The organism is Burkholderia sp. Cy-637, assembly GCF_011753175.1.
Lineage (GTDB): Bacteria > Pseudomonadota > Gammaproteobacteria > Burkholderiales > Burkholderiaceae > Burkholderia > Burkholderia gladioli.
Genome location: NZ_VWWC01000018.1, coordinates 39,218 through 66,111 on the forward strand (window position 1 = coordinate 39,218; position 26,894 = coordinate 66,111).

General features: G+C 68.5%; 21 protein-coding genes and 2 riboswitches. Of the genes, 16 read left to right on the forward strand and 5 right to left on the reverse strand.

The window, feature by feature from the left end; genetic code table 11:
* Positions 1-7 precede the first annotated feature (7 nt).
* The 11 genes from F3J10_RS08145 (at position 8) to F3J10_RS08195 (ending at position 15,548) form a co-directional block, all read left to right on the forward strand.
* Entirely contained in the window at positions 8-1,069 is a 1,062-nt protein-coding gene (locus F3J10_RS08145) for a sulfate ABC transporter ATP-binding protein (RefSeq protein ID WP_013697879.1), read from the forward strand.
* A 55-nt stretch (positions 1,070-1,124) separates the two neighbouring features.
* Positions 1,125-2,054: a CysB family HTH-type transcriptional regulator gene (locus F3J10_RS08150; protein ID WP_025098063.1), complete on the forward strand. Its 930-nt coding sequence runs from the start codon at positions 1,125-1,127 to the stop codon at positions 2,052-2,054.
* Positions 2,055-2,466: 412 nt separating this feature from the next.
* Entirely contained in the window at positions 2,467-3,423 is a 957-nt protein-coding gene (locus tag F3J10_RS08155; RefSeq protein ID WP_025098062.1) for a sugar ABC transporter substrate-binding protein, read from the forward strand.
* A gap of 9 nt (positions 3,424-3,432) precedes the next feature.
* A complete protein-coding gene (locus F3J10_RS08160) occupies positions 3,433-5,040 on the forward strand; it encodes a sugar ABC transporter ATP-binding protein (protein ID WP_167241847.1) in 1,608 nt (535 codons plus the stop codon).
* Positions 5,037-6,068: an ABC transporter permease gene (locus tag F3J10_RS08165; protein WP_013697883.1), complete on the forward strand. Its 1,032-nt coding sequence runs from the start codon at positions 5,037-5,039 to the stop codon at positions 6,066-6,068. Before F3J10_RS08160 ends, F3J10_RS08165 begins: the two co-directional genes overlap by 4 nt.
* A gap of 22 nt (positions 6,069-6,090) precedes the next feature.
* Positions 6,091-7,140, forward strand: a complete 1,050-nt coding sequence (locus tag F3J10_RS08170) for a LacI family DNA-binding transcriptional regulator (RefSeq protein WP_060001355.1) — start codon at positions 6,091-6,093, stop codon at positions 7,138-7,140.
* Positions 7,137-8,078 carry a ribokinase gene (rbsK, locus tag F3J10_RS08175; RefSeq protein ID WP_167241848.1) on the forward strand — a complete coding sequence of 314 codons (942 nt, stop codon included), beginning with the start codon at positions 7,137-7,139 and terminating at the stop codon, positions 8,076-8,078. Before F3J10_RS08170 ends, rbsK begins: the two co-directional genes overlap by 4 nt.
* 895 nt (positions 8,079-8,973) lie before the next feature.
* A complete protein-coding gene (locus tag F3J10_RS08180) occupies positions 8,974-10,896 on the forward strand; it encodes a PrkA family serine protein kinase (RefSeq protein ID WP_025098058.1) in 1,923 nt (640 codons plus the stop codon).
* Between the two features lie 114 nt (positions 10,897-11,010).
* Positions 11,011-12,276: a YeaH/YhbH family protein gene (locus tag F3J10_RS08185; RefSeq protein ID WP_025098057.1), complete on the forward strand. Its 1,266-nt coding sequence runs from the start codon at positions 11,011-11,013 to the stop codon at positions 12,274-12,276.
* Between the two features lie 6 nt (positions 12,277-12,282).
* Positions 12,283-13,965 carry a SpoVR family protein gene (locus F3J10_RS08190; RefSeq protein ID WP_025098056.1) on the forward strand — a complete coding sequence of 561 codons (1,683 nt, stop codon included), beginning with the start codon at positions 12,283-12,285 and terminating at the stop codon, positions 13,963-13,965.
* A 278-nt stretch (positions 13,966-14,243) separates the two neighbouring features.
* On the forward strand, positions 14,244-15,548 hold the full coding sequence (locus tag F3J10_RS08195) for an MFS family transporter (protein WP_025098055.1): 1,305 nt from the start codon (positions 14,244-14,246) through the stop codon (positions 15,546-15,548).
* Positions 15,549-15,769: 221 nt separating this feature from the next.
* On the opposite strand, the gene F3J10_RS08200 is transcribed toward F3J10_RS08195, so the two are convergent.
* Together F3J10_RS08200 and F3J10_RS08205 are read right to left on the reverse strand one after the other, a co-directional pair.
* The gene (locus F3J10_RS08200; RefSeq protein ID WP_025098054.1) at positions 15,770-16,513 is read right to left on the reverse strand and encodes an SDR family oxidoreductase; all 744 of its coding nucleotides are present in this window, start codon (positions 16,511-16,513) and stop codon (positions 15,770-15,772) included.
* Between the two features lie 88 nt (positions 16,514-16,601).
* The gene (locus F3J10_RS08205) at positions 16,602-17,915 is read right to left on the reverse strand and encodes a M23 family metallopeptidase (protein WP_167241849.1); all 1,314 of its coding nucleotides are present in this window, start codon (positions 17,913-17,915) and stop codon (positions 16,602-16,604) included.
* Positions 17,916-18,417: 502 nt separating this feature from the next.
* On the opposite strand from F3J10_RS08205, the gene F3J10_RS08210 reads away from it, so the two are divergent.
* The 3 genes from F3J10_RS08210 (at position 18,418) to F3J10_RS08220 (ending at position 19,885) form a co-directional block, all read left to right on the forward strand.
* Positions 18,418-18,999: an RNA polymerase factor sigma-70 gene (locus F3J10_RS08210; RefSeq protein ID WP_227743053.1), complete on the forward strand. Its 582-nt coding sequence runs from the start codon at positions 18,418-18,420 to the stop codon at positions 18,997-18,999.
* A 215-nt stretch (positions 19,000-19,214) separates the two neighbouring features.
* Positions 19,215-19,517: a type II toxin-antitoxin system HigB family toxin gene (locus F3J10_RS08215; RefSeq protein WP_013697893.1), complete on the forward strand. Its 303-nt coding sequence runs from the start codon at positions 19,215-19,217 to the stop codon at positions 19,515-19,517.
* Positions 19,518-19,522: 5 nt separating this feature from the next.
* Entirely contained in the window at positions 19,523-19,885 is a 363-nt protein-coding gene (locus F3J10_RS08220) for a hypothetical protein (protein ID WP_025098050.1), read from the forward strand.
* Between the two features lie 96 nt (positions 19,886-19,981).
* On the opposite strand, the gene F3J10_RS08225 is transcribed toward F3J10_RS08220, so the two are convergent.
* From F3J10_RS08225 to F3J10_RS08235, 3 genes are all read right to left on the reverse strand, one after another.
* Positions 19,982-21,304, reverse strand: a complete 1,323-nt coding sequence (locus F3J10_RS08225) for a cobyrinate a,c-diamide synthase (RefSeq protein WP_167241851.1) — start codon at positions 21,302-21,304, stop codon at positions 19,982-19,984.
* Positions 21,305-21,318: 14 nt separating this feature from the next.
* On the reverse strand, positions 21,319-21,921 hold the full coding sequence (gene cobO, locus F3J10_RS08230; protein ID WP_167232343.1) for a cob(I)yrinic acid a,c-diamide adenosyltransferase: 603 nt from the start codon (positions 21,919-21,921) through the stop codon (positions 21,319-21,321).
* 81 nt (positions 21,922-22,002) lie between these two features.
* Positions 22,003-22,422 (reverse strand): cobalamin biosynthesis protein, encoded by a 420-nt coding sequence (locus F3J10_RS08235; protein ID WP_025098047.1) that lies wholly within the window; start codon positions 22,420-22,422, stop codon positions 22,003-22,005.
* 157 nt (positions 22,423-22,579) lie between these two features.
* Positions 22,580-22,805: riboswitch (cobalamin riboswitch) on the reverse strand.
* Positions 22,806-22,956: 151 nt separating this feature from the next.
* Positions 22,957-23,226, forward strand: a riboswitch (cobalamin riboswitch).
* A gap of 241 nt (positions 23,227-23,467) precedes the next feature.
* Between F3J10_RS08235 and cobW the strand changes: the two genes are divergently transcribed.
* Together cobW and cobN are read left to right on the forward strand one after the other, a co-directional pair.
* Positions 23,468-24,538 carry a cobalamin biosynthesis protein CobW gene (gene cobW, locus F3J10_RS08240; protein ID WP_013697899.1) on the forward strand — a complete coding sequence of 357 codons (1,071 nt, stop codon included), beginning with the start codon at positions 23,468-23,470 and terminating at the stop codon, positions 24,536-24,538.
* Between the two features lie 16 nt (positions 24,539-24,554).
* Positions 24,555-26,894, forward strand: a 2,340-nt coding sequence (gene cobN, locus F3J10_RS08245) for a cobaltochelatase subunit CobN (protein WP_167241850.1), incomplete at its 3' end; no start/stop codon positions are given.

Here is a 26,894-nt window from a genome sequence, read left to right on the forward strand (position 1 = left end):
ACACCAGATGGGTATCACCGTTCGCAATCTGCACAAGCAATTCGGCGACTTCACGGCGCTCGACGATGTTTCTCTCGATTTCCCGCCGGGCGAGCTGGTCGCGCTGCTGGGGCCTTCCGGCTGCGGCAAGACCACCCTGCTGCGCGTGATCGCCGGCCTGGAACACGCCGACGCGGGCCAGGTCGTGCTGCAGGGGCAGGACGTGGCCGACGTGGGCGCGCGCGAGCGCCAGGTCGGTTTCGTGTTCCAGCACTACGCGCTGTTCCGCCATATGACGGTGTTCGAGAACGTCGCCTTCGGCCTGCGCGTCAAGCCGCGCGGCGAGCGGCCCTCGGAGGCCGTGATCCGCGAGAAGGTGCACGAGCTGCTCAAGCTGGTCCAGCTCGACTGGCTCGCGCCGCGTTATCCGTCCGAGCTTTCGGGCGGCCAGCGCCAGCGCATCGCGCTGGCCCGCGCGCTGGCGGTCGAGCCCAAGGTGCTGCTGCTCGACGAGCCGTTCGGCGCGCTCGACGCCAAGGTGCGCAAGGAGCTGCGCAGCTGGCTGCGCCGCCTGCACGACGACCTGCACATCTCGACCATCTTCGTCACCCACGACCAGGAGGAAGCCCTGGAAGTGGCCGACCGCATCGTGGTGCTGAACCGGGGCCACGTGGAGCAGGTCGGCAGCCCGCAGGACGTGTACGATCATCCGCAAAGCGCCTTCGTCTACGAGTTCCTCGGCGCGGCCAACCGGCTCGACGGCGTGGTGCACGGCGACGGTTTCGTGGCCGACGGCGCGAGCGGTCCGATCGCGGTCGCCGCCGATTTCTCCGGCCGCGCGCACGCCTATGTGCGCCCGCACGACCTGCAGGTGGTGGCGCATGCCGACGCGCGCTCGGACGGCATCGCCGTCGACGTGCGACGGGTGGTGCCGCTGGGCGGCTCGGTGCGCATCGAGCTCGCGCCGCGCGCCGGCGGCGCGCTGCTGGAAGCCGAGCTCGATCGCGAAACCTGGCGCGCGCTGGCGCTCGGCGTGGGCGACGGCGCCACCGCGGTGGCCCGCAGCGCGCGCGTGTTCCCGGCGCGCTGACGTGCCGCCGCATCCTTCCTCATCGATAACGACAACGCCCCTGAGAGGCTGACCCATGAATTTCCAGCAATTGCGCTTCGTCCGGGAAGCGGTACGCCAGAACATGAACCTGACGGAAGTCGCGAACGTGCTCTACACGTCGCAGTCGGGCGTCTCGAAGCAGATCAAGGATCTCGAGGACGAACTGGGCGTCGACATCTTCATCCGTCGCGGCAAGCGCCTGACCGGCCTCACCGAGCCCGGCAAGGCGGTGCACCAGCTGATCGAGCGGATGCTGCTGGACGCCGAGAACCTGCGTCGCGTGGCGCGCCAGTACGCCGACCAGGACAGCGGCCACCTGGTGGTGGCGACCACCCACACGCAGGCGCGCTACGCGCTGCCCAAGGTGATCCGCCAGTTCACCGACGTGTTCCCCAAGGTGCACCTGGCGCTGCGCCAGGGCAGCCCGCAGCAGATCGCGCAGATGATCCTCAGCGGCGAGGCCGACATCGGCATCTCGACCGAGGCGCTGGACCGCTATCCCGACATCGTGACCTTCCCGTGCTATTCCTGGCACCACGTGGTGGTGGTGCCGAAGGACCACCCGCTGGTCGGTCGCGCCAACCTCACGCCCGAGGAGATCGCCGAGTACCCGATCATCACCTACGACCAGGACTTCACCGGCCGCTCGCATATCGACCAGGCCTTCGCCAAGGTGGGCGCGGTGCCCGACGTGGTGCTGACCGCGATCGACGCCGACGTGATCAAGACCTATGTCGAGCTCGGGATGGGCATCGGCGTGGTGGCGGCGATGGCCTACGACGCGCAGCGCGATTCGGGCCTGGTCGCGCTCGACACGCAGCACCTGTTCGAGGCCAGCACGACGCGGGTCGGCCTGCGCAAGGGCGCCTTCCTGCGCTCCTATGCCTACAAGCTGCTGGAGATGTTCGCGCCGCACCTGACCGAGGCCGAGATCGCCGCGCAACTGAAGGAAACCGCCGTCTGAGCGGCGAGGGCGGGGCGCCGGCGCCTCGCCCTCGGGTTCGCATCGCTCATCGCGCGAGCCGTTCCGGCTCGCCGCCCACCTGCCGTTCGCCGCGGCCACGTCCCGGCCGAATCCCTCGCGCGGGCGCGTCCTGTCTTGCGCTTGCCTTGCAAGATCCCCACAATCCCGGAATCGGTACAAACCCCGTTGCGTAATCGGCACGATCGGTACAGCATTGGCGCTTCCCGGTACGAACAAAAACGGACGGGATGCACGAGATGGGTGAAATCGACTGCCGGCAATCGCTCGCGCCTCCTGTTCACGCCGCTTCAGGGCGTATTTTCCTGACTTGACGGACGTACCACGGCAAACGTTTGCTCAACATGAAAACGACACCCGGGGCAACCGGGCACACACAGTGAGGAGATTTCGCATGGACTTCCAGATTCGCCGCCGTGTTCTCGCCGCCGCGCTTGCCGGCGCCGCCATTGCCGTCGCGCCGCTCGGCGCCCATGCGCAAGCCGCCCACAAGCCCAAGGTCGCGCTGGTGATGAAGTCGCTCGCCAACGAGTTCTTCCTGACCATGGAGAACGGCGCGAAGGAATACCAGCAGCACAACCCGGCGATGTTCGACCTGGTCACCAACGGCATCAAGGACGAGACCGACACCGCCAACCAGATCCGCATCGTCGAGCAGATGATCGTCTCCAAGGTCGACGCGATCGTGCTCGCGCCGGCCGATTCGAAGGCGCTGGTGCCGGTGGTCAAGAAGGCGGTCGACGCCGGCATCATCGTGATCAACATCGACAACCGGCTCGATCCGGACGTGCTGAAGTCGAAGAACCTCAACGTGCCCTTCGTCGGCCCCGACAACCGCAAGGGCGCCCGCAAGATCGGCGACTACCTCGCCAAGAACCTGAAGGCCGGCGACGAGGTCGGCATCATCGAGGGCGTGTCGACCACCACCAACGCGCAGCAGCGCACCGCCGGCTTCCAGGACGCGATGAAGGCGGTGGGCGCCAAGGTGGTCTCGCTGCAGTCGGGCGAGTGGGAGATCGACAAGGGCAACGCGGTGGCCTCGGCCATGCTCAACGAGTACCCGAACCTGAAGGCGCTGCTGTGCGGCAACGACAGCATGGCGATCGGCGCGGTCTCGGCGGTGCGCGCGGCCGGCAAGGCCGGCAAGGTCTACGTGGTCGGCTACGACAACATCAACGCGATCAAGCCGATGCTGCAGGACGGCCGCGTGCTCGCCACGGCCGACCAGTACGCGGCCAAGCAGGCGGTGTTCGGCATCGACACGGCGCTCAAGGCGATCGCCGAGCACAAGAAGCAGGCCGAGCTGTCGGGCACGGTCGAGACGCCGGTCGACCTGGTCGTCAAGAAGTAAGTGACCCGCATGGCGACGATTCCCAGCGCCGCGGCATCCCCGGCCGCGCCGGTGCTCGAGGTCGAGGGCGTCGGCAAGACCTACGCCGAGCCGGTGCTGGCCGGCGTCTCGCTCGGGCTGCACGCGGGCGAGGCGCTGGCCCTCACGGGCGAGAACGGCGCGGGCAAGAGCACCCTGTCGAAGATCATCGGCGGGCTGGTCACGCCCACCGGCGGCAGCTTGCGGCTGGCCGGCGGCGCCTATGCGCCGGCCAGCCGCAACGAAGCGGAGGCACTCGGGATCCGCATGGTGATGCAGGAGCTGAACCTGCTGCCCACCCTGACGGTGGCCGAGAACCTGTTCCTCAACCGCCTGCCGCGCCGCTTCGGCGTGATCGACCGCGGCCGGCTGCGCGCCGACGCGCGCGAGGCGATGGCGCGCGTCGGGCTCGACGCGATCGATCCCGATACGCCGGTGGGCGCGCTCGGCATCGGCCATCAGCAGATGGTCGAGATCGCGCGCAACCTGATCGGCGACTGCCGCGTGCTGATCCTCGACGAACCCACCGCGATGCTGACCGCGCGCGAGGTCGAGCTGCTGTTCGCGCAGATCGACCGCCTCAAGGCGCGCGGCGTGGCGCTGGTCTACATCTCGCACCGCCTCGAGGAGCTGGCGCGGGTGGCCGAGCGCGTGGCCGTGCTGCGCGACGGGCGGCTGGTCCATGTCGGGCCGATGGGCGAGGTCTCGACCGAGCGGCTGGTGGCCCTGATGGCCGGGCGCGAGGTGGGCGAGCACATCGATCTCGGCGAGCGCCGGATCGGCGCGCCGCGTCTGGCGGTGGCCGGGCTCACGCGCGGCAGCGTGGTGCGCGACGTCTCCTTCGAGGTGCGCGCCGGCGAGATCTTCGGCATTTCCGGCCTGATCGGCGCCGGGCGCACCGAGCTGCTGCGGCTGATCTACGGCGCCGACCGCGCCGATCGCGGCACGGTGTCGATCGGCACGCCGCCGCGCCCGGTGAAGATCCAGTCGCCCTCCGACGCGGTGCGCCAGGGCATCGCGCTGATCACCGAGGACCGCAAGGGCGAGGGCCTGCTGCTGTCGCAGCCGATCGCCGCCAATGTCTCGCTCGGCCAGCTCGGCCGCATCTCGCGGGCCGGCGTGGTCGACACCGCGCGCGAGCACGCGCTCGCGCAGCGCCAGATCGACGCGATGCGGATCCGCACGCGCGGCCCGGCGCAGACGGTGGGCGAACTCTCGGGCGGCAACCAGCAGAAGGTCGTGATCGGCCGCTGGCTGGCCCACGACATGGCCGTGCTGCTGTTCGACGAACCCACCCGCGGCATCGACGTCGGCGCCAAGTTCGACATCTATGCGCTGATGGGCGCGCTGGCTCGCGAGGGTCGCGCGCTGGTGGTGGTGTCCAGCGACCTGCGCGAGCTGATGCTGATCTGCGATCGCATCGGCGTGATGTCGGCGGGGCGCATGAGCGCCGTGTTCGAGCGCGGCGGCTGGACCCAGGACAGTCTGCTGGCCGCCGCCTTTGCCGGCTTCTCGCGCCGCGATGCCAGCGCCGCGCCCTTGCCGGCTGCAGGCCCGTCCTCCGGGGCGGGTGATTCGACCCCAGGAATTCCTTCATGAACGAACCCATCGTCCCCGGCCGCGAGACGGCCGATTCCACCCCGGCGGCCGCGCCCGACGCGGCCGCGCCGGCCGCCAAGCGCCTGTCCGGCACGCGCCTGGGCCTGTCCAACTACCTGGGCCTGGCCGGCGCGCTGATCGCGATGATCGCGCTGTTCTCGGTGCTCAGCTCGCATTTCCTCACCTACGACACCTTCAGCACCATCGCCAACCAGATTCCCGACCTGGTGGTGATGTCGGTCGGCATGACCTTCGTGCTGATCATCGCCGGCATCGACCTGTCGGTCGGCTCGGTGCTGGCGCTGGCGGCCTCCTTCGTCAGCGTGGCCGCCCTCAAATGGCACTGGGGGCCGCTGCCCTCGGCGCTGCTCGGGATCGCCGCGGCGGCCGTGACCGGCATGCTGACCGGCGCGGTCACGGTGGGCTGGCGGATTCCGTCCTTCATCGTCTCGCTCGGCGTGCTGGAGGGCGCGCGCGGCCTGGCCTACCAGCTCACCAACTCGCGCACCGCCTATATCGGCGACGCCTTCGATTTCCTCTCCAATCCGTTCGCGCTCGGCATCTCGCCGGCCTTCGTGATCGCCGTGCTGGTGATGATCGTGGCCCAGTTCGTGCTGACCCGCACCGTGTTCGGACGCTATCTGGTTGGTATCGGTACCAACGAAGAGGCGGTAAGGCTTGCCGGGGTGAACCCTCGTCCGTATAAAATCATTGTGTTTGCGTTGATGGGCGCGCTCGCGGGGCTTGCGGCGCTGTTCCAGATCTCGCGTCTCGAAGCGGCCGATCCGAATGCCGGCGTCGGGCTCGAACTGCAGGTCATCGCGGCCGTCGTGATCGGCGGCACGAGCCTGATGGGCGGGCGCGGCTCGGTGATCAGCACCTTCTTCGGCGTGTTGATCATCTCGGTGCTGGCCGCGGGGCTGGCGCAGATCGGCGCGAACGAACCGACCAAGCGCATCATTACCGGGGCCGTGATCGTCGTTGCCGTCGTGCTCGACACCTATCGCAGCCGCCGCACGCGCACTTAAAGACAGACCAGAGGGATTCAGAATGGCGACGATCAAGGATGTGGCGGCCATGGCCGGCGTATCGTTCACGACGGTGTCGCACGTGGTGAACAATTCGCGGCCGGTGTCGGCCGACGTGAGGGCCAAGGTGGAGCGGGCGATCGTCCAGCTCAACTACGTCCCGTCGGCCGTGGCGCGATCCCTGAAGGCGCGCTCGACGGCCACCATCGGCCTGGTGGTGCCCAACAGCACCAACCCGTATTTCGCCGAACTGGCGCGCGGCATCGAGGACCAATGCGCGGCGCGCGGTTATTGCGTGTTCTTCTGCAATTCCGACGACGATCCCATCAAGCAGCGAAACTATCTGCGCGTGCTGCAGGAAAAGCGCATCGACGGGCTGATCATCGCCTCGGCCGGCGAGGACACGGTGCTGGCTCAGACCCTGGCCGATTCGCGCGAGCCGCTGGTGATCGTCGACCGCAATATCGAGGGCCTGTCCGCCGACCTGGTGCAGATCGACCACGAACGCGGCGCCTACCTGGCCACGCGCCACCTGATCGAGCTCGGCCATTCGCGGATCGGCTGCATCACGGGCCCGGTCGACACGGCGGTGAGCGCGATGCGCGTGCACGGCTTCATCCGCGCGATGGCCGAACGCGGCATCGACATCATCCCGGGCGCGATCGCCGAAAGCGACTTCTCCTGCCTGGGCGGCTATCGCGCGGCGGCCGAGCTGATCGACGCGCTGCATCCCAGCGCGATCTTCGCCGGCAACGACCTGATGGGGATCGGCGCGCTGCGCGCGGCCGCCGAGCGCGGGCTGCGCGTGCCGACCGACTGCTCGATCATCGGCTTCGACGACATCGAGATGTCGAGCTACACCTATCCGGCACTCTCCACGGTCGGCCAGTCGGTGCGCGCGCTCGGCGAGATCGCCGCGCAGACCCTGATCGAGCGGATCTCGGCGGGCGCCTCGGCGCCGGCCAAGCGGCGTCGCGTGGTGTCGCCGCGCCTGGTGCTGCGCGAATCGACCGCGCCTTATGGCGGCGCGCCCGGCGCTGTGCCAGCCGCAGCCGGCGGAGGGCAGGCATGAGCGGTACGCCGGTTTCGACTTCCGTGCGCGGAAACGTTGCCGTGGTCGGCAGCCTCAACATGGACCTGATCGTGCGCGCGCCACGCCTGCCCAAGCCGGGCGAGACGCTGAGCGGGCACGGTTACGCGCAGGCGGCGGGCGGCAAGGGCGGCAACCAGGCCGTGGCGGCCGCCCGGCTCGGCGCGCGCGTGGCGATGCTCGGCTGCGTCGGCGACGACGCGAACGGCGCGGCCCTGCGCGGCGCGCTGGAGGCCGAGGGGATCGATTGCGCCGCGCTGGCGACCGCCCGCGAGGGCGTGGCCACCGGCGTGGCGCTGATCGTGGTGGACGACGCGAGCCAGAACGCGATCGTGATCGTGGCGGGCGGCAACGGCGAGGTGACGCCGGCCGGCATCGCCGGGCACGAGGCCATGATCGCGGCCGCCGACGTGCTGGTCTGCCAGCTCGAAACGCCGCTGCCGGCCGTGAAGGCCGCGCTCGAGGCGGGGCGGCGCCATGGCCGCGTGGTGGTGCTCAATCCGGCCCCCGTGCTCGGTCCCCTGCCGGACGGCTGGCTGCCGCTGGTCGACTGGCTGATCCCGAACGAGCTCGAGGCCGCCGCGCTGACGGGCATGAGCATCGCGACGCCCGAGGATGCGCAGGCGGCGGCAGGGCAACTGCGGGAAGCCGGCGCGCGCAACGTGATCGTCACGCTCGGCGCGCAAGGCGCGTTCGCCGCGCTGGCGGACGGCACGGCGCGCCACTATCCGGCCCCGAAGGTCGAGGCGGTCGATACCACGGCCGCCGGCGATACCTTCATCGGTGGCTTGTCGGCACGGCTGGCGGCGGGTGATGCGCCCGACGCGGCGATCCGTTTCGCCCAGCGGGCCGCCGCCCTGTCGGTGACGCGCGCGGGCGCCCAGCCCTCGATTCCGAGCTTCGCGGAAGTGCAGGGCTAGCGCCGCCTGCATCGCTCGGCACAATGCTTGTTCCCGAATCCGGCCTCGTGCCGGATTTTTTCATGGTCGCCACGATATTTATCGGGGCAGATCGCCGACACGCATCCCGCGCCTTCTTTTTCATGCGTGCCCATTTCGGGTGCATCCGGCCATCTCCCGAATCCTCGTCATGAGGATGTCCTGCCTCGTTCGACAATCGCTCGCGACGGCAGCCGATCGTTCGCCGTAGCGTGCCAATGATTCCATCGCCGATGGAGGCAATCCGGAAAGCCGGAATTCGGGAAAGCGGGACGACCACCGACCGGTCACCTACCCGAGCACGCCGTCGTACGCGACGAGGACACAAGCTTTCGATGTCAGCTTTGTTCACCTTCATGCCCGTGACGTGACGATGTGAAATGCAGCGATCGAGACACCTGCGCGAACGAGGGCAAGCGCGCATCGCACGACGGATTTTTCTCATCTCGCGAAGGTGGCGCGCGATGCGCGGCGCAGCATGACGATGCCGTCATCCGCGGATGGACCAGCGCGTCGATTGAGCGATCACGCAGCGACGGGCCGAATCGCAAAAAATTGTAACGAAAGCGATCGTTCTGTCGTCCGAAATGCCGGCTCGACCGTATAGCAAAACAGGGGGAACGTGTCCGATGCAGGAGCGGATTCGTTGCAGCAGGAGAGGGCGCGTGTGCAACGTTGCGAAGATCGGGAGGAACATTGTATGGCAGTCAAAATGCCTCGTCCAAGCGGGGTTTTTCTGAGTGTCGAACAACAACGTTCCGACTGAAGTTTGTTCGTGAAAAAAAAAGCAATTGGGTTTAGGATGAAATTGAACGGTCCTGCTTCGGCGTGATCTCACGAAGGCAAGATCGTCTTCAGACACAGGCGAGGAGGTAGCATGGATATTTACAGCAGCTTCGCGAACCGCTTCGAGAAAACCCGGGAGGAGGAGTTCTCGCTCGAAGAGTATCTCGCGCTCTGCAAGAACGATCCATCGGCGTACGCCACCGCGGGCGAACGCATGTTGGCAGCCATCGGGGAACCGGAGCAGGTCGATACGCGAAACGACCCGCGTCTGTCGCGGATCTTCGCGAACAAGGTCATCAAGGTCTATCCCGCGTTTCGCGAGTTCTACGGGATGGAGGAGGTGATCGAGCAGGTGGTGGCGTACTTCCGCCACTCCGCGCAAGGTCTCGAGGAAAGGAAGCAGATCCTCTACCTGCTCGGGCCGGTGGGCGGCGGCAAGTCGTCGATCGCCGAGCGTCTGAAGCAACTGATGGAACGCGTGCCGTTCTATTCGCTCAAGGGTTCGCCCGTCAACGAGTCGCCGCTCGGGCTGTTCGACTACGACGAGGACGGCCCGATCCTGGAAGAGCAGTACGGCATTCCGCGTCGTTACCTCAAGAGCATCCTGAGCCCCTGGGCCGTCAAGCGCCTGCACGAGTACAACGGCGATATCCGCCAGTTCCGCGTGGTGCGCCGCTATCCCTCCATCCTTCGCCAGATCGGCATCGCCAAGACCGAGCCGGGCGACGAGAACAACCAGGACATCTCCTCCCTGGTCGGCAAGGTCGACATCCGCAAGCTCGAACAGTTCGCGCAGGACGATGCCGATGCCTACAGCTACTCGGGCGGCCTGTGCCTGGCCAACCAGGGCCTGCTCGAATTCGTCGAAATGTTCAAGGCGCCGATCAAGGTGCTGCATCCGCTGCTGACCGCCACCCAGGAAGGCAACTTCAAGGGCACCGAGGGTTTCGGCGCGATCCCGTTCGACGGCGTGATCCTCGCCCACTCGAACGAATCGGAGTGGAAGGCCTTCCGCAACAACAAGAACAACGAAGCCCTGCTGGACCGGATCTTCGTGGTCAAGGTGCCGTACTGCCTGCGTGTGTCGGAAGAGATCAAGATCTACGAGAAGCTGATCCGCAACTCCTCGCTGGCCGAAGCCGTCTGCGCGCCCGGCACGCTGAAGATGATGGCGCAGTTCTCGGCGCTCACGCGGCTGCACGAGCCGGAAAACTCCAGTCTGTTCTCGAAGATGCAGGTGTATGACGGCGAGAACCTCAAGGACACCGATCCGAAGGCGAAGTCCTACCAGGAGTATCGCGACTACGGCGGCGTCGACGAAGGCATGAACGGCGTGTCCACGCGTTTCGCCTTCAAGATTCTCTCGCGCGTGTTCAACTTCGATACCTCGGAGGTGGCCGCCAATCCGGTGCACCTGATGTACGTGCTCGAACAGCAGATCGAGCGCGAGCAGTTCCCGCCGGAAACCGAGCAGAAGTACCTGTCCTTCGTGAAGGACCTGCTGGCCTCGCGTTACGCGGAGTTCATCGGCAAGGAGATCCAGACGGCCTACCTCGAGTCGTATTCCGAGTATGGCCAGAACATCTTCGATCGCTACGTGACCTATGCCGACTTCTGGATCCAGGACCAGGAGTTCCGCGATCACGATACCGGCGAGAGCTTCGACCGCGCGGCCTTGAACGCCGAGCTCGAGAAGATCGAGAAACCGGCCGGCATCAGCAATCCGAAGGACTACCGCAACGAGATCGTGAACTTCGTGTTGCGGGCACGCGCGGCCAATGGCGGCAAGAATCCGGCCTGGGTCAGCTACGAGAAGCTGCGCGTGGTGATCGAGAAGAAGATGTTCTCGAACACCGAGGAGTTGCTGCCGGTGATCTCCTTCAACGCCAAGGGATCGGCGGAGGAGCAGCGCAAGCACGAGGACTTCGTGAACCGGATGGTCGCCAAGGGCTACACGCCGAAGCAGGTACGGCTCCTGTGCGACTGGTATCTGCGCGTGCGCAAGTCCTCATGACACGCACGATGCATCGCCCGCGCGCCGGCGGCGCGCGGGCACCCTGAGCGACGCGCCGCACGGCGGATCGTGCGGCACGTCCCGGCGTATCGACTTTCGAGCGGGAGACCGGGAGTGCTTCATCAAATCATCGACCGCAGGCTTGCCGGCAAGAACAAGAGCATTGCAAACCGCGAACGCTTTCTGCGTCGCGTCAAGAACTACATTCGCCGCGCGGTGTCCGACGCCGTGCGCGACCGTAGCATCAAGGACATCCAAAGCACCCAGAGCATCACCATTCCGCGCAAGGACATCGCGGAGCCGACCTTCCGCCACACGTCGGGCGGGCGGCGCGAATACGTGCATCCGGGCAATTCCGACTACATCCGCGGCGACAAGATCCCGCGCCCGCCCGGCGGTTCGGGCGGTGGCGGCAGCCAGGCCAGCAACGAGGGCGAAGGGCAGGACGATTTCGTCTTCGAGCTGAGCCGCGACGAGTTCATGCAGTATTTCTTCGACGATCTCGAACTGCCGCGGCTGGTCAAGACGCACCTGCTGACCGTGCCGAGCTGGAAGAGCGTGCGGGCCGGCTGGGCCGCGGAGGGCACGCCGAACAACATCGACGTGGTGCGTTCGCTGCGCAGCGCGCTGGGCCGGCGCATCGCGCTCGGCTCGCCGCTCGTCAACGAACTGCGCGTGCTGGAGGCGCAACTCGAGGAGCTGAAGGCCGACACCGCCGATCGCCGCGTCGAGATCGCCGAGCTCGAGGCGCAGATCCATCATCTGCGCGGGCGGATCTGGCGCATCCCCTTCATCGACCCGTTCGACTTGCGCTACGTGAATCGCGTGAAGCAGCCGCAGCCGTCGAGCCAGGCCGTGATGTTCTGCCTGATGGACGTGTCGGGCTCGATGGACGAGCAGCGCAAGGATCTCGCCAAGCGCTTCTTCATCTTGCTCTACCTGTTCCTGAAGCGGAACTACGAGCGCATCGAGGTGGTATTCATCCGCCACCACACGCGCGCCGAGGAAGTCGACGAGGACACCTTCTTCCATTCGACCGAAAGCGGCGGCACGGTGGTGTCGAGCGCGCTGGAGCTGATGCGCAAGGTGATGGACGAGCGCTATTCGCCCAGCGAGTGGAACATCTACGGCGCGCAGGCCTCGGACGGCGACAACTGGACCGACGATTCGCCGAAGTGCCGCAAGATCCTCCAGGACGACATCCTGACCAAGACCCGCTACTTCGCCTATATCCAGGTCACGCCCGAGGAGCAGAACCTCTGGCTCGAATATGCCCAGCTCGCGCTGTCGCAGCCGCATATGGCGATGAAGAAGGTCGAGTCCGCCGCGGACATCTACCCGGTGTTCCGCGAACTGTTCGAAAAGCATGTGGAAACGTAACGCCGTATGACGACACGCCATTTGCACAACGAAGCGCGCGGTTACCAGGCGCGCCACACGGGCGACGATGCGCCCGAACGCCGGCCCGAGGAATCGGACGCGGCGGCCGAGGCATCGTCGCCGCTCCCGGTAATGCCCGAATCCGGGCAGAAGGAAGGGCGCATGAACGTCGCCGAACGCAAGCCGCTGCCGTGCCCGTCGGACTGGACCTTCGAGCTGATCGAGGAGTACGACACGCACATCGCGCAGGTCGCCGAGCAATACGAGCTCGACGTCTATCCGATCCAGCTCGAGCTGATCAGCGCCGAGCAGATGATGGACGCCTACGCGTCCGTCGGGATGCCCGTCAACTACCGCCACTGGTCGTTCGGCAAGCACTTCCTGTCGACCGAGAAGAGCTACCGGCGCGGCCAGATGGGCCTGGCCTACGAGATCGTGATCAACTCCAACCCCTGCATCGCGTATCTGATGGAAGAAAATACGCTGACCATGCAGGCGCTGGTGATCGCGCATGCCGCCTACGGCCACAACTCCTTCTTCAAGGGCAACTACCTGTTCCGGCTGTGGACCGATGCGCACGCCATCATCGACTATCTGGTCTACGCGAAGAACTACGTGGCCGAGTGCGAGGAGCGCTACGGGCTCGACCGGGTCGAGGAACTGCTCGACTCCTGCCACGCGCTGATGAACTACGGCGTCGATCGCTACAAGCGCCCGCAGAAGCCTTCGTTGTCCAAGGAGGCGGCGCTGCGGCGCGAGCGCGAGGCCTACCTGCAGTCGCAGGTCAACGAGCTGTGGCGCACCTTGCCGGGCCGCAAGCCCGAGCTGGCCGACGAGGAGGTGGAGGGCCGCTACCCGCCCGAGCCGCAGGAGAACCTGCTGTATTTCGCCGAGAAGAACGCGCCGCTGCTGGAGCCCTGGGAGCGCGAGGTGATCCGCATCGTGCGCAAGATCGGCCAGTATTTCTATCCGCAGCGGCAGACCCAGGTGATGAACGAGGGCTGGGCCACCTTCTGGCATTACACCCTGCTCAATACGCTCTACCAGCAGGGCAAGCTGGAGGACGGCTTCATGATGGAGTTCCTCCATTCGCACAGCAACGTGATCTACCAGCCGCCCGTCACCAAGCCCTACTACAGCGGCATCAACCCGTATGCGCTGGGCTTCTCGATGATGAGCGACATCCGGCGCATCTGCGAGAACCCCACCGACGAGGACCGCCGCTGGTTCCCCGAGCTGGCGGGCAGCCCCTGGCTGCCGGCGCTGCACTACGCGATGCGCAACTTCAAGGACGAGAGCTTCATCGCGCAGTACCTGTCGCCCCACCTGATCCGCGAGATGCGCCTGTTCTCGGTGCTCGACGACGACATGCGCGACTCGCTCGAGGTGTCGGCGATCCACGACGACAGCGGCTACCAGTACGTGCGCCAGGCGCTGTCCCGGCAATACGACATCCACCATCGCGAGCCGAACATCCAGGTCTGGGCCGTCAACACGCGCGGCGACCGCAGCCTCACGCTGCGCCACTTCATGACCGACAACCGGCACCTGTCGAACGACAGCGACGAGGTGCTCAAGCACATGGCGCGGCTCTGGCAGTTCGACGTGTTCCTGGAAAGCGTCGACGAGTCGGGCACGGTGCGCAAGCGCTACGAGTGCCGCTACCGGCCGCCCGAGGTGCGTGTCTGAGTCGATCGCCTCGACTCCCGCCAAGAAAAAACCAGCCCGCCGGGCTGGTTTTTTCTTGGTCGGTCATTATCGACGGCAGCGACGCAATCCGGCCCTGGAGGGCAATCGTTCGCCATTTGTCGCCCGATCGTCAGGCGGGCGCGAACCTCGGGACAGTCCTGAAGGTGCCGAAGCTTTCATTTCGATAGAATGGCGCCGCGCGACGCCGCGTCCTGCCCACGGGCGGGCGGGACGCGGCCGTCATCGGCACCACAGGCTAATCGAGGAAACCAACCTACATGACCGACCTCACCGATCAGGCCAGCATGGCCCCCCACGACACCCGGCGGCGCGTGCTCGCGATCGTCGGCGCCTCGTCGGGCAATCTCGTCGAGTGGTTCGACTTCTACGTCTATTCATTTTGTGCGCTGTATTTCGCGCATGCCTTCTTTCCCAGCGGCAATCCCACCACGCAGTTGCTGAACACCGCCGGCGTGTTCGCGGCCGGCTTCCTGATGCGCCCGATCGGCGGCTGGCTGTTCGGTCGGATCGCCGACCGGCGCGGCCGGCGCACCGCGATGATGATCTCGGTGCTGATGATGTGCGGCGGCTCGCTGGTGATCGCGGCGATGCCGACCTACGACCAGATCGGCGCGCTGGCGCCGGTGATGCTGCTGATCGCGCGCTTGTTCCAGGGCCTGTCGGTGGGCGGCGAATACGGCACCAGCGCGACCTACATGAGCGAGGTGGCGTTGAAGGGGCGGCGCGGCTTCTTCGCCTCGTTCCAGTACGTGACGCTGATCGGCGGCCAGCTCTGCGCGCTGCTGGTGCTGGTGATCCTGCAGCAGTTCCTGAGCACCGAGGAGCTGCGCGCCTGGGGCTGGCGGATCCCGTTCCTGGTCGGCGCGCTGGCCGCGCTGGTCTCGCTCTGGCTGCGCAAGTCGCTCGACGAGACCTCGACCACCGAATCGCGCCGCGCGCGCGATGCCGGCACGATCCGCGGCGTGATGCAGCATCGCGGCGCGTTCTTCACCGTGGTCGGCTTCACGGCCGGCGGCTCGCTGATCTTCTACACCTTCACCACCTACATGCAGAAGTACCTGGTCAACACCAGCGGCATGCACGCGAAGACGGCCAGCAACGTGATGACGGCGGCGCTGCTGGTCTACATGCTGTTGCAGCCGCTGTTCGGCGCGCTGTCGGATCGCATCGGCCGGCGTACCTCGATGCTGTTCTTCGGCGGCCTGGCCGTGATCGGCACGGTGCCGCTGATGCATGCGATCGCCGGTACCACGAGCCCGGTGACGGCCTTCGTGCTGATCACGATCGCGCTGGCCATCGTCAGCTTCTACACCTCGATCAGCGGCCTGATCAAGGCCGAGATGTTCCCGCCCGAGGTGCGCGCGATGGGCGTGGGCCTGTCCTACGCGGTGGCCAACGCGCTGTTCGGCGGCACCGCCGAATACGTGGCGCTGTGGTTCAAGCAGGCCGGCAGCGAGTCCACCTTCTACTGGTACGTGACCGCGCTCTGCGCGATTTCCTTCATCGTCTCGTTCCGGATGCGCGAACCGGCCAAGGAAGGCTACCTGCGCCACGAGCCCTGAGCCCTGAGCCCGGGCGGCATCGGCGACGCGCCGGCGGCACCATGTGCTTAGCGGCCGGCGCGCGATAAGGATATCGAAAATGCTTGGTTGTCCACGCCAGGCGGGCCGCTTACTCTGAGCCCGTAGTTCGTGTGACACCTCCTTGACTGGGATTGATGCCCGCCTTCACGGCGGGCTTTTTTTCGTCCCGCGAACCGCGGAGGGCGGCCCGTGACGGTTGCTCAGGTGAGATTGAGGCCGCCGTCCGAGAGCAGGATCTCGCCGGTCAGGTAGTCGGAGGCGACCAGCATGGCCACCGCCTGGGCGATGTCCTCGGGGCTGGCGGCGCGGCGCATCGGCGCGCGCTCCTTCCAGAGTTGCCGGGCCTGGGTCCAGTCGGCCGTCAGCGGCGTGTCGACCAGGCCCGGCGCGACCGCGTTCACGCGAATCTCCGGTGCCAGCGACAGCGCGAGCAGGCGCGTGACATGGTTCAGGGCCGCCTTGCTCGCGGCATAGGGAATCGAGGCGCCCTTGGGGCGCACGCCGGCATGCGAGCTGACATTGACCACGCAGCCGGGCCGGCCGCGCGCGGCGGCTTCGCGCAGCGCCGCCTGCGCCTCGCTGACCAGCCGGAACGGCGCGACCACGTTGACCTCGTGCAGTTCCTGCCAGATCGCGGGCGTGGCCGCCGCCAGGTCCGCATGCGGGATCACGCGGCTGATCCCGGCATTGTTGACCAGCACGTCGAGGCGGCCCCAGGCGGCGATCGCCTCGCGCACCAGTCGCACGCGCGCGGCATCGTCGGCCAGGTCGGCCTGTAGGTAGACGGCCGAGCCGAGTTCGCGGGCCAGGGCCTGGCCTGCGGCGGCCGAACCGCGCGAGTGCAGGACGATCGCGTAACCATCCCGCGAGAGCCGGCGGGCGATCGCGGCGCCGATGCCGGAAGTGGAGCCGGTGACGAGGGCGACGGGCGGGGAGGAGGTCATGGCGAGTGGGATTCCGGATTGAGTCGGCCAGCTTGATGGTGGATCGGAGCTGGCGATTGTCGATCGGGAACTGCGTTCCCCACAAGCCTCACGACGCCGACGACACCTGCGGCGTCTGCAACAGCGTGCGCAGCGTCGGATCGAGCGTCGAGAGCCCGGCGCCGGCCGGCGCGGCATCGAGCATCGCGATGCCGACGTTCGGGCCGGCCGCCGCCGCGAACTGCGTGCGCACATCGACCAGGTCGCGCCGGAACGCGTCGAGCTGCATCGGCGAGAGCGTATTGCTCGCGTCGGCCAGCGCGACGATCGGATCGACCGGCGTATCGGCGATGCGCACCTCGAAGTGCAGGTGCGGGCCGGTGGCGGCGCCGGTCATGCCGACCGCGCCGACACGCTGGCCCTGCGCGAGCGTCATGCCGACCTTGAGCCCCGGCGCATAGGCGGACAGGTGCGCATAGAGCGTCGAATAGTGATCGGGATGGTCGATCACGACGTAGCGGCCGTAGCCGTGCGGATCCACGCCGACGAAGGCGACCACGCCGTCGGCCGCCGCGTTGACGCGGGTGCCGCGCGGCGCGGCGAGATCGACGCCGGTATGCAGCGAACGCAGGTGCGAGATCGGGTGGATGCGCTCGCCGAACGGCGAGCTGATGCGCGTGGCCAGCACCGGCATGCTCAGCGCCGCCGCCTCCAGCGGTGTTCCGTCGAAGGTGTAGAAGGCGCCGTGCTCGGCGCCGGGCGGCCGGAACCACATCGCGCCGAAGCGCTTGCCGGCGGCGCGCACCTCGATCGCGCTCAGGCGCGGGCCTTCGCGGGTGGTCTCGTAGGCAATCCGGTAGCGGTCGCCGGTCTGCGCGGCCGCGTGGGTGCGCAACTGCGCGGCGACCAGGTCGCCGACCTGGATGCGGACCTCGGGCGGGATATCGAGCTGCTGCAGCGTCTGCGCGAAGGAATGCGTGATGGCGCCGGTGCGCAGGCCGGTGGCGAGCGGCGGCTCGCCCATGCCGAACGCGGGCGAGGCGAGCGAGAACAGCTCGCTGCCGTCGCCGAGCAGGCTGCGTCCCGCGGCGAAGCGCGAGGCGAAGCGGCCGGGACGCATATCGCGCGAGGCGATCGCGGCCTCCAGCTGATCGGTGACGAAGCGCTGCGCGCTCGGGAACGGCGTGGCGGCGAATACCTGCTGCGGGGTCCTGGCCGCGCCGAGCGTGGTCGGCGAGGGCGTGTTCGAGACCGCGGGCAGCGTCACCGCGAGACTGAACGCGGCGATCGCGCCAAGCGCCGCGGCGGCGGGAAGCAGGCGCATGAAGGGGCGCGCGGGAGGATTCGGTGTGGCGAGCCGGCGGGCGTGTCGGTCGCCGGCGACAAGCGAAACTTCGGGAATTGGGCTCAACGGACTCCACATCCTCAAAAGGCAGGTTCAGGGCAAGGGGTGGGGAAAGGCTGGCTACGCGAAAACCGCGCGACACGGCACGGCCGGCAGCACTCTGGCGTACGACGCCGGGCCGCGCGCGGCGGCCCGATACGTTCCGTTCGGCCCAGGGACGCGGGGTAACACCGCTCCGAACGATGATCCATCGATGCGGGGTGGAACCCTGCGGTGAGAATCGACGCTGAGAAAGATGACAGCACCGTGTCGCCAGCGTTCCGACAATTTTTGACTTTTATATGGGGATCGATTTCGGATCGCGGAGGATGCGAGTGGAATCGCCAAACTTGCGTGTCATGCACGGCGCTTGCCGCTTGCCTCGCTTTGCCCTCGTATAGGACTTCGGATCGTGAAAAATCTCTCGATACGATTGAGAATGATTTGCGTTTGCATTAAATTCAACGCAGTCGATTTTCCCGAACCCGCCACGATACGGAGATGCCTGATGCCGGAACCGACCCTCGCCGCATCCGCCCGCATGTCGCCGCGCCTGGCCGCCAGGCACGCGGCGCGCGGCCGCGGTGCGCTCGTCGAGACCCTGGTGTGTCATCGCGCGATGCTGGTCAAGGTCGCGCAGGGGGTGACCGGCTGCGCCAGCCGTGCCGAGGACGTGGTGCACGACGTGCTGCTGCGGCTGGTCGATTTCCCGAACCAGGAGGCGATCCGGCAGCCGCTCGCCTATGTCACGCGCATGGTGCGCAATGCCTCGATCGACGTCTGTCGCCGCCAGTCGCTCGAAACCCACTGGCATGCCGAGGCGGAGGCGGGGCTCGACGTGCCGTCGCCCGAGCCCACACCCGAGGCGATCGCGCTGACGCGCGACGCCCTCGAACGGATGCGCGCGGTACTGACCGAGGTCCCGGTGCGCAGCCGGACCGCCTTCGAGATGGTGCGCGTGCGCGAGGAGACGCTGGCGGCCGCGGCCGACGCGCTCGACGTGTCGCCGACGCTGGTGCATTTCATGGTGCGCGACGTGGTTCGTCATTGCGCCGAATGCCTCGCCGCCCTCGATCGCGGCGTGGCGCCGCCGGCCTTCGCGGCGGCCTCGCGCCGACGCTAGGGGCTGGCGCGCTGCTCCGGGCCGCGTTTCCTCGAGCGGCATCGCGTCGCGCCTGCCCGTGCCCGGCCTGCGCGACGACGCGGCAAAGCCTTGCTGCAAGGGGCTGTCCCGGCAAGGGACGGGAATGGCAGGCCATTTGGTCGAATGGACGCAGCGCCGGATTCGCGTTGAAATAGTCCCACTTCGGGACTACCATGGATCCTCACTGCATCCTTATGCGTATCGTTGCCAAGCGAACCTTGCAGGCCTTCGTCATCCGTCATCCGCAGGCGCGCCAGTCGATGCTGGCGTGGTGCGCCGACGCCGCCAAGTCGAGATGGACCACGCCGCAACAGATCCGCGCGGCCTATGCCTCGGCGAGCTTCGTCGGGCGCAATCGCGTGGTGTTCAAGCTGCACGGCAACGCCTATCGGCTGATCGTCGCGATTGCCTGGCAGGTCGGCGTCGTCTACGTGAAGTTCGTCGGCACGCACGCGGAATACGACAGGGTGGATGCGGCTACCGTGGAGATGAACTGATGGACATTACGATTCGCCCGATCCGTGGCGAGCAGGACTACGAGGCGGCGCTCGCCGAAGTCTCGGCCCTGGTCGATGCCGATCCCGCGCCCGGCACGCCCGAGGGCGACAAGCTCGAGATCCTGTCGTTCCTGGTCGAGCGCTACGAGGACGCGCGTTTTCGCCTGCACGCGCCCGATCCGATCGCCGCGATCAAGTTCCGCATGGAGCAGGGCGGCCTCACGGTCGCCGACCTCAAGCCTTATATCGGCAATACCAATCGTGTCTACGAAGTGCTGAACGGCAAGCGCCCGCTGAGCCTGGCGATGATCCGCCGGCTGCACCAGGGGCTGCGGATTCCCGCCGACGTGCTGATCGGCGTCGCCTGAGCGGGTGGCGGCCGGCTCCCGCCTTGCTGCGGGCAGGTCGCGCCGGTTTCGGGCGCGACCTTGCGCGCCGCGTCGCGCCGGGTCCGGCGAGCGCGCCTAGCCGGCCGCGAGCGCGCTGGCCGGCGGCCACGCCCCGAGCAGCAGGTCGGCCAGCGCCCGCGGATTCGACGGCCAATAGGCATGCATGTAGGTCGCGACGATCGAGCCGTGCCGGTAGACGGCCTCGCCCGGCGCGCCGTCGTCGGGCCGCACGGCGACGGCCGTGGGCGCCAGCGGCGTCTGCAGCCTCGAATAATGGAAGGTATGGCCCGACATCGGCCCGGCCGGCGTGTCGAGCCGCTGCATGCCGAGCGAGGTGAAGCGCCGCTGCATGGTGGCGGCGCCGGGTAGCAGGCCCAGCATCGGCGTGACGGTGCCGTCCGCCGTGCCCAGCGTCTCGCAGAGATAGAGCAGGCCGCCGCACTCGGCCAGCAGCGGCCGCCCGGCCGCGACATGCGAGGCGATGCCGGCGGCGCTGCGCCGGTTGGCGGCGAGCCGTGCCGCATGCAGTTCCGGATAACCGCCCGGCAGGTACAGCGCGTCGCAATCGGGCAAGGCCTCGTCGGCCAGCGGCGAGAAAAAGCCCAGGCTGGCGCCGAGTGCTTCGAGCAGCGCCAGGTTGGCCGGGTAGAGGAAGGAGAAGGCCGCATCGCGCGCCACCGCCACCCGCAGGCCCGCCAGCCAGCGCGGCAAGGGTGCTGGCTGCGCGGGCGGCGCGAATGCCACTTCCGGCGGCAACTCGGCCAGCGAGGTCCGCGCCATGGCATCGGCCGCGCGTTCGAGCCGCGCGTCGAGGTCGGCGATGTCCGCGGCCTGGTGCAGGCCGAGATGCCGTTCCGGCAGCGCGATGCCGGGGTCGGCCGGCAGATGGCCGAGCCAGCGGATGTCCTCGGGCATCGAGGCGCGCAGCAGCGCGGCATGCCGCTCGGAGCCGACCCGATTGGCCAGCACGCCATGGAAGGGCAGCCCCGGCCGGAAACGCGCGAGCCCGAAAGCCAGCGCGCCGAAGGTCTGCGCCACCGATTTCCCCGAGATCACCGCGGCCACCGGTACGCCGAAGCGGCAGGCGAGGTCGGCGCTGCTCGGCGTGCCGTCGAACAGGCCCATCACGCCCTCGATCAGGATCAAATCGGCCTCGGCCGCCGCCTGCGCCAGCAGCGCGCGGCAGCCGTCCTCGCCGACCATGCCGAGGTCGAGCGAATGCACCTCGGCGCCGCTGGCGCGCGCGAGGATCATCGGATCGAGGAAGTCCGGGCCGGTCTTGAACACGCGCACGCGCCGGCCGAGCCGCCGATGCAGCCGCGCCAGCCCCGCGGTGACCGAGGTCTTGCCCTGGCCGGAGCCGCTCGCGCCGACCAGCAGCGCCGGGCAGCGCAGCACGCCTGCCGACACGCTCAGAACTCCACGCCGCGCTGGGCCTTCACGCCCTGCTCGCGATACGGGTGCTTGACCAGCCGCATCTCGGTCACCAGGTCGGCGGCCTCCACCAGCGCGTCGGGCGCATGACGCCCCGTCACCACCACGTGCAGCGCCGCCGGGCGCGCGGCCAGCACGGCCAGCACCTCGTCGAGCGGCAGGTAGTCGTACTTCAGCACCGTGTTCAGCTCGTCGAGGATCACCATCTGGTACTCGCCGCTCTCGATCATCCGGCGCGCCTCGTCCCAGCCCTTGCGCGCGGTCGCGATATCGGCCTCGCGATCCTGCGTGTTCCAGGTGTAGCCGTCGCCCATCGTCACGAAATCGCAATCCGCGAAGGTGTTGAGCAGGTCGCGCTCGGCCGTGTGCAGCGCACCCTTGATGAACTGCACCACGCCCAGCTTCATGCCGTGGCCGAGCACGCGCACCGCCATGCCGAAGGCGGCCGTGCTCTTGCCCTTGCCGTTGCCGGTGTTGACGATCAGCAGGCCCTTCTCGGCGGTCGCCGCGGCCTGTTTCTTTTCATGGCCGGCGCGGCGGCGTTCGGTCATGCGCTGATGCGATTCGGGATCGGTTTTCATCGGGTCGGAAGTCCTAGGGATACGGGAAAGCGGGCAGGAAAATATCGGGGCATCGGGCAAGGCGGCGGCATGATCGCGCGTTCAGGCGGGCCCGGCGATCGCCACGGTCACGCCGTCGACGATCGTCTTCGGCACCAGCAACCGGCCGTGCGGCGCGGCAGCCAGCGCGCAGGGCTCGCACACGCCCTCGACGCCGAAGCGCGCGAAGGCGGCCGAGCTCGGGGCCGCGCCATCCCCCGGCGGCGCATCGGGGGCGACGGCTTCGCGCGCGATCGCCACCAGCGGCCAGCCATGGCGCGCGCAGCAGGCCACCAGGCCGGGTTCGGCGGCCTTGGCGTCGAGCGTCGCGACGCGGGCGATATCGGCCAGCGCGAGGCCGGGCCGGCGCGCGAGCGCGGCGGCGATGGCGGCCTCGATCGCCTCGGGCGACTTGCCGGCGCGGCAGCCGACCCCGACGACGATGCGCGGCGCGGCGATGCGATCCGGAGCGATGCAGGTCATGCTGGGCGGACGAGTGGTGAACGAGCGAACAAACGTGCAAGCAAACGGGCACACGAGCGGGCAAAAAAACGGCGAACCACGGTGTCGACGACGCTTCGTGCCTCGATGCGGATTTCGCATGGCGCCCGTCCCACGCGGGTGCCATGTCCGGCGAGCCGGGCTCGCCGTCTGCGTCGGCCGGTATCCGGGCTGGCCGCCTGTCATGCCGACGCCTTCCCGCCGCAATCGGCAGTGGCTCGAGTCGGCCTGCGCGTCGCGCTTGCGCGATTCGCCGGCGGCGTACCGTTGCGGGGACAGCACAGGCTGGCGGCGCGCCGCTCCCTGTTTCCCGTTTAACCGCCGCCGCGAATGCGACTGCGGGCACCGAACGCGCGCATACGATAGCACAGCGGACGGGGCCGGAAGGGCGCTCGCCGGGGCTTGCCGGGCAGGCGCCTCGGTGGCGCGGGCGCACAAAAAGAGCCGCGGCGCCGAGCGCGCCCCATCGCGCGCCGCGGCCGGCCGCGCCGCCTTGACGCGTCTTGGCGCCGCGCCTACACTCGCACGCGTTTTGGTGCTCGCGTGCGGATTCTCTTGGCACGCAGTTGAACGGGAAACAGGGAAGCTCGCCGCGCCGCGGACGACCTCAACCTGTGCTGCCCCCGCAACGGTAAGCGCATGCATCGCGCAAGCGATGCGAGCCCCGCTTCACCGCGCCCCGAGTCGCTCGGGCGCGCGGCCCGGCCACTGGACGCGAGACGCGTCCGGGAAGGCGAAGCGGCGCTGTCGCCAGCCCGGATACCGGCCAGAACCACGGAAGCGCCAGTCGCGCGCGAGCCCCGGGCCAGGCCCGGCGGCGCGCGGCGGCGAATCCGCAGGGAAGCGTCGCGGGTGGCGGCGCGGGTTCCCGTGCAGCCTCGCGGCCGCGCCCTGGGCGCGTCGGCCGGCCAGTCCATCGTCGATGATCGTCGTCCCCGGGCGGCCGGCATGACGACCGGCAGGCCGGCCGCGCGTCGTGCCGACGCCGCGATGGCATCATCCACCGACTCACCGACAGGCGAATTCCATGCAAATGCGCAAAATCCCCGTGACCGTCGTCACGGGCTTCCTCGGCAGCGGCAAGACCACCTTGCTGCGCCACATCCTCGAAAATGCCTCGGGCCGCCGGATCGCGGTGATCGTCAACGAATTCGGCGAGCTCGGCATCGACGGCGAGATCCTGAAGGGTTGCGGCATCGGCTGCGAGGAAGGCGCGCAAGCGGCCGGCCAGCTCTACGAACTGGCCAACGGCTGCCTGTGCTGCACGGTGCAGGAGGAGTTCTACCCGGTGATGGAGGCGCTGGTGGAGCGCCGCGAGCAGATCGACCACGTGCTGATCGAGACCTCCGGCCTGGCGCTGCCCAAGCCGCTGGTGCAGGCCTTCAACTGGCCGTCGATCAAGAACAGCTTCACCTGCGATGCCGTGATCACGGTGGTCGACGGCCCGGCCGCCGCGGCCGGCCAGTTCGCCGAGGACGTGCAGGCGGTGGACGCGCAGCGCCGCGCCGATCCGAATCTCGACCACGAATCGCCGCTGCACGAACTGTTCGCCGACCAGCTTTCCTCGGCCGACCTGGTGATCGTCAACAAGACCGACCTGCTGGACGCGGCGCAGTTCGCCGCGGTGGAGACGACGATCCGCGAGGAGATCCCGGCGCACGTGAAAATCGTGCGCGCGCAGCGCGGCGAGCTCGACCTGGCCACCCTGATCGGCCTGAACGCGGCCTCCGAGGAAACCATCCACCTGCGTCACGATCATCACGGCTCGGCCGAGGATGCCGACCATCACCACGACGAATTCGATTCGGTGGTGGTCGAGGCGCGCGTGAGCTCGCGCGAGGCGACCATCGCCGCGCTGCGCGCGCTGGTCGACGCGCACACGATCTACCGCGTGAAGGGTTTCGCGGCGCTGCCGGCCACGCCGATGCGGCTGGTGATCCAGGGCGTGGGCGGGCGCTTCGACAGCTACTTCGACCGGCGCCTCACCGAGGCGGACGGCGCCACCAGCCGTTTCGTGCTGATCGGCGAGGACCTCGACGCGGCCGCGCTGCAGGCGGCCTTCCTCGCCGCGCTCGGCGACGCCGTGCAAGCGGCCTGAGGCGCGAGGGCTCCCGATGCATCTGCTGCGCACCACGCCGGGCGGTTTCGTCGACGACACGCAGGGCGTGATCCGCATCGACCAGCGTCCTGCCGAGATCGTGATCCTCAGCTCGGCGGACACCACGCTGTCCCTGCTCGCCAGCGCGGTGCCGCTGCTCGGCGAGGGTTTCCCGAGCCTGCGGCTGGCCAACGTCAGCTTCCTGCGCCAGCCCGCCTCGGTCGACTTCTATATCGACGACGTGCTGCAGCACGCCAGCGTGGTGGTGATCGACCATCTCGGCGGCGAGGCCTACTGGCCTTACGGGATCGAGCAGGCGGTCGCGCTGGCCGAACGGCGCGGCCAGCAGTTGGCGATGTTTTCCGGCGACCTGCAGGAAGATCCGAACCTGGTCGCCAGGAGCACCGTCGACCCGGCGCTGTGCCGGCAGTGGTGGCGCTACCTGCGCGAGGGCGGCGCCTGGAACGCGCAGGCGCTGTTGCGCAGCATCGCCTTCCATGCGCTCGGCGTCGGCGAGGCGCCGTCGCCGCCGCGTCCGCTGCCGGCCGCCGCGCTTTATCACCCGATGCGCGAGCCGGCCGTGGTGGAAGATTGGCACGCGCGCTGGACCAGCGGCGCGCCGGTGGTCGCGATCCTGTTCTACAAGGCGCATTGGCAGGCCGCCAACACGGCCGTGTTCGACGCGCTGATCGAGGCGCTCGAGCGCGAGGGGCTCAACCCGCTGCCGATCGCCGTCACCTCGCTGAAGGACGCCGCGAGCCGCGAGGTGATCGCGCGGCTGGTCGCCTCGGAGCGCGTGGCGCTGGTGCTCAACACCACCGCCTTCGCGGCCGGTGCGATCGACGCGCCCTCGGCCGTCGAGCTGGCCGGCGACGCGCCGGTGCTGCAGGTGATCCTCTCGGGCGGCAACCGCGAGGCCTGGCTGGCCGATCCCCAGGGCCTGCACGCGCGCGACATCGCCATGCACGTGGCGCTGCCCGAGGTGGACGGGCGCATCGTCACGCGCGCGGTCAGCTTCAAGGGGCTGGCCTATCGCTGCCCGCATACCGAGGTCGACGTGGTGCGCTACCAGCCCGACGCGGAGCGCATCGCCTTCGTCGCCGAGCTGAGCCGCCGCTGGTGCCGGCTGCGCACCGAGCCGAACGCGGGCAAGCGGCTCGCGCTGGTGCTGGCCAACTACCCGACCAGCGAGGGGCGTATCGGCAACGGCGTGGGGCTCGACACGCCGGCCTCGGCGCTCGGCATCCTGGCCGCGCTGGGCGAGGCGGGCTACACGCTGGCCGGCGCGCTGCCCGAGACGGGCGACGCGCTGATCGCGCGGCTCACCGAGGGCGTGACCAACGACCCGACCTCGCAGGCGATCCGCCCGGCCTTCCAGAGCCTCGCGATGGACGACTACCGGCGCCGTTACGCACGGCTGCCGGCGGCCGCGCGCGAGGCGATCGAGGCGCGCTGGGGCGAGCCCGAGCAGGACCCGACATTGCGCCACGGACGTTTCCCGATCGCCGGCTGGCGCGCGGGGCAGGTGTTCGTCGGGATCCAGCCGGCGCGCACGCGCGAGGCGAACGACTACGCGAGCTATCACGATGCCGAGATCGTGCCGCCGCACGCTTATCTGGCCTTCTACTTCTGGCTGCGCGACGCATTCGCGATCGACGCGATCGTGCACGTCGGCAAGCACGGCAATCTCGAATGGCTGCCGGGCAAGAGCGTGGCGCTGTCCGAGGCCTGCTGGCCCGACCTGATCCTCGGGCCGCTGCCGCATCTGTACCCGTTCATCGTCAACGATCCCGGCGAGGGCAGCCAGGCCAAGCGCCGCGCCCAGGCGGTGATCGTCGACCACCTGATGCCGCCGCTCACGCGCGCCGAGAACTACGGGCCGCTGCAGGACCTGGAGCGGCAGGTCGACGAATACTACGACGCGCTGATGGTCGATCCGCGCCGCGCCAAACTGTTGCGCCGGAGCATCCTCGACACCATCGTCGAGCACCGGCTGCACGAGGAACTGAGCCTGGCCGAACCCAGCGGCCGCGACGACGAGGACGCGCTGCTCACGCGCGTCGACGCCTGGCTCTGCGAACTGAAGGAAGCGCAGATCCGCGACGGCCTGCATGTCTTCGGCCGCTCGCCCGAGGCGCGCCAGCGCCGCGACACGCTGCTCGCGCTGGCGCGTTTCCCGGTCGGCGACGGGCTCGGCGCGAACGCCGGCCTGATCGCCGCGCTCGCGCGCGATCTCCGGCTCGGCGCCGGTTTCGATCCGCTCGCGGCCGACTGGGCCGCGCCCTGGCAGGGGCCGCGCCCGACCGAGTTGAGCGAGGTCGACGCGACGCCGTGGCGGCATGCCGGCGACAAGATC

Coding starts and splice junctions, on each gene's coding strand:
- F3J10_RS08235 (WP_025098047.1), bottom strand. CDS start 22,422: ATGACCTGCATCGCTCCGGATCGCATCGCCGCGCCGCGCATCGTCGTC.
- F3J10_RS08210 (WP_227743053.1), top strand. CDS start 18,418: ATGTCGCCGCGCCTGGCCGCCAGGCACGCGGCGCGCGGCCGCGGTGCG.
- F3J10_RS08195 (WP_025098055.1), top strand. CDS start 14,244: ATGACCGACCTCACCGATCAGGCCAGCATGGCCCCCCACGACACCCGG.
- F3J10_RS08180 (WP_025098058.1), top strand. CDS start 8,974: ATGGATATTTACAGCAGCTTCGCGAACCGCTTCGAGAAAACCCGGGAG.
- F3J10_RS08165 (WP_013697883.1), top strand. CDS start 5,037: ATGAACGAACCCATCGTCCCCGGCCGCGAGACGGCCGATTCCACCCCG.
- F3J10_RS08200 (WP_025098054.1), bottom strand. CDS start 16,513: ATGACCTCCTCCCCGCCCGTCGCCCTCGTCACCGGCTCCACTTCCGGC.
- F3J10_RS08215 (WP_013697893.1), top strand. CDS start 19,215: ATGCGTATCGTTGCCAAGCGAACCTTGCAGGCCTTCGTCATCCGTCAT.
- F3J10_RS08160 (WP_167241847.1), top strand. CDS start 3,433: ATGGCGACGATTCCCAGCGCCGCGGCATCCCCGGCCGCGCCGGTGCTC.
- F3J10_RS08145 (WP_013697879.1), top strand. CDS start 8: ATGGGTATCACCGTTCGCAATCTGCACAAGCAATTCGGCGACTTCACG.
- rbsK (WP_167241848.1), top strand. CDS start 7,137: ATGAGCGGTACGCCGGTTTCGACTTCCGTGCGCGGAAACGTTGCCGTG.
- F3J10_RS08155 (WP_025098062.1), top strand. CDS start 2,467: ATGGACTTCCAGATTCGCCGCCGTGTTCTCGCCGCCGCGCTTGCCGGC.
- F3J10_RS08190 (WP_025098056.1), top strand. CDS start 12,283: ATGACGACACGCCATTTGCACAACGAAGCGCGCGGTTACCAGGCGCGC.
- F3J10_RS08170 (WP_060001355.1), top strand. CDS start 6,091: ATGGCGACGATCAAGGATGTGGCGGCCATGGCCGGCGTATCGTTCACG.
- cobW (WP_013697899.1), top strand. CDS start 23,468: ATGCAAATGCGCAAAATCCCCGTGACCGTCGTCACGGGCTTCCTCGGC.
- F3J10_RS08150 (WP_025098063.1), top strand. CDS start 1,125: ATGAATTTCCAGCAATTGCGCTTCGTCCGGGAAGCGGTACGCCAGAAC.
- cobO (WP_167232343.1), bottom strand. CDS start 21,921: ATGAAAACCGATCCCGAATCGCATCAGCGCATGACCGAACGCCGCCGC.
- F3J10_RS08205 (WP_167241849.1), bottom strand. CDS start 17,915: ATGTGGAGTCCGTTGAGCCCAATTCCCGAAGTTTCGCTTGTCGCCGGC.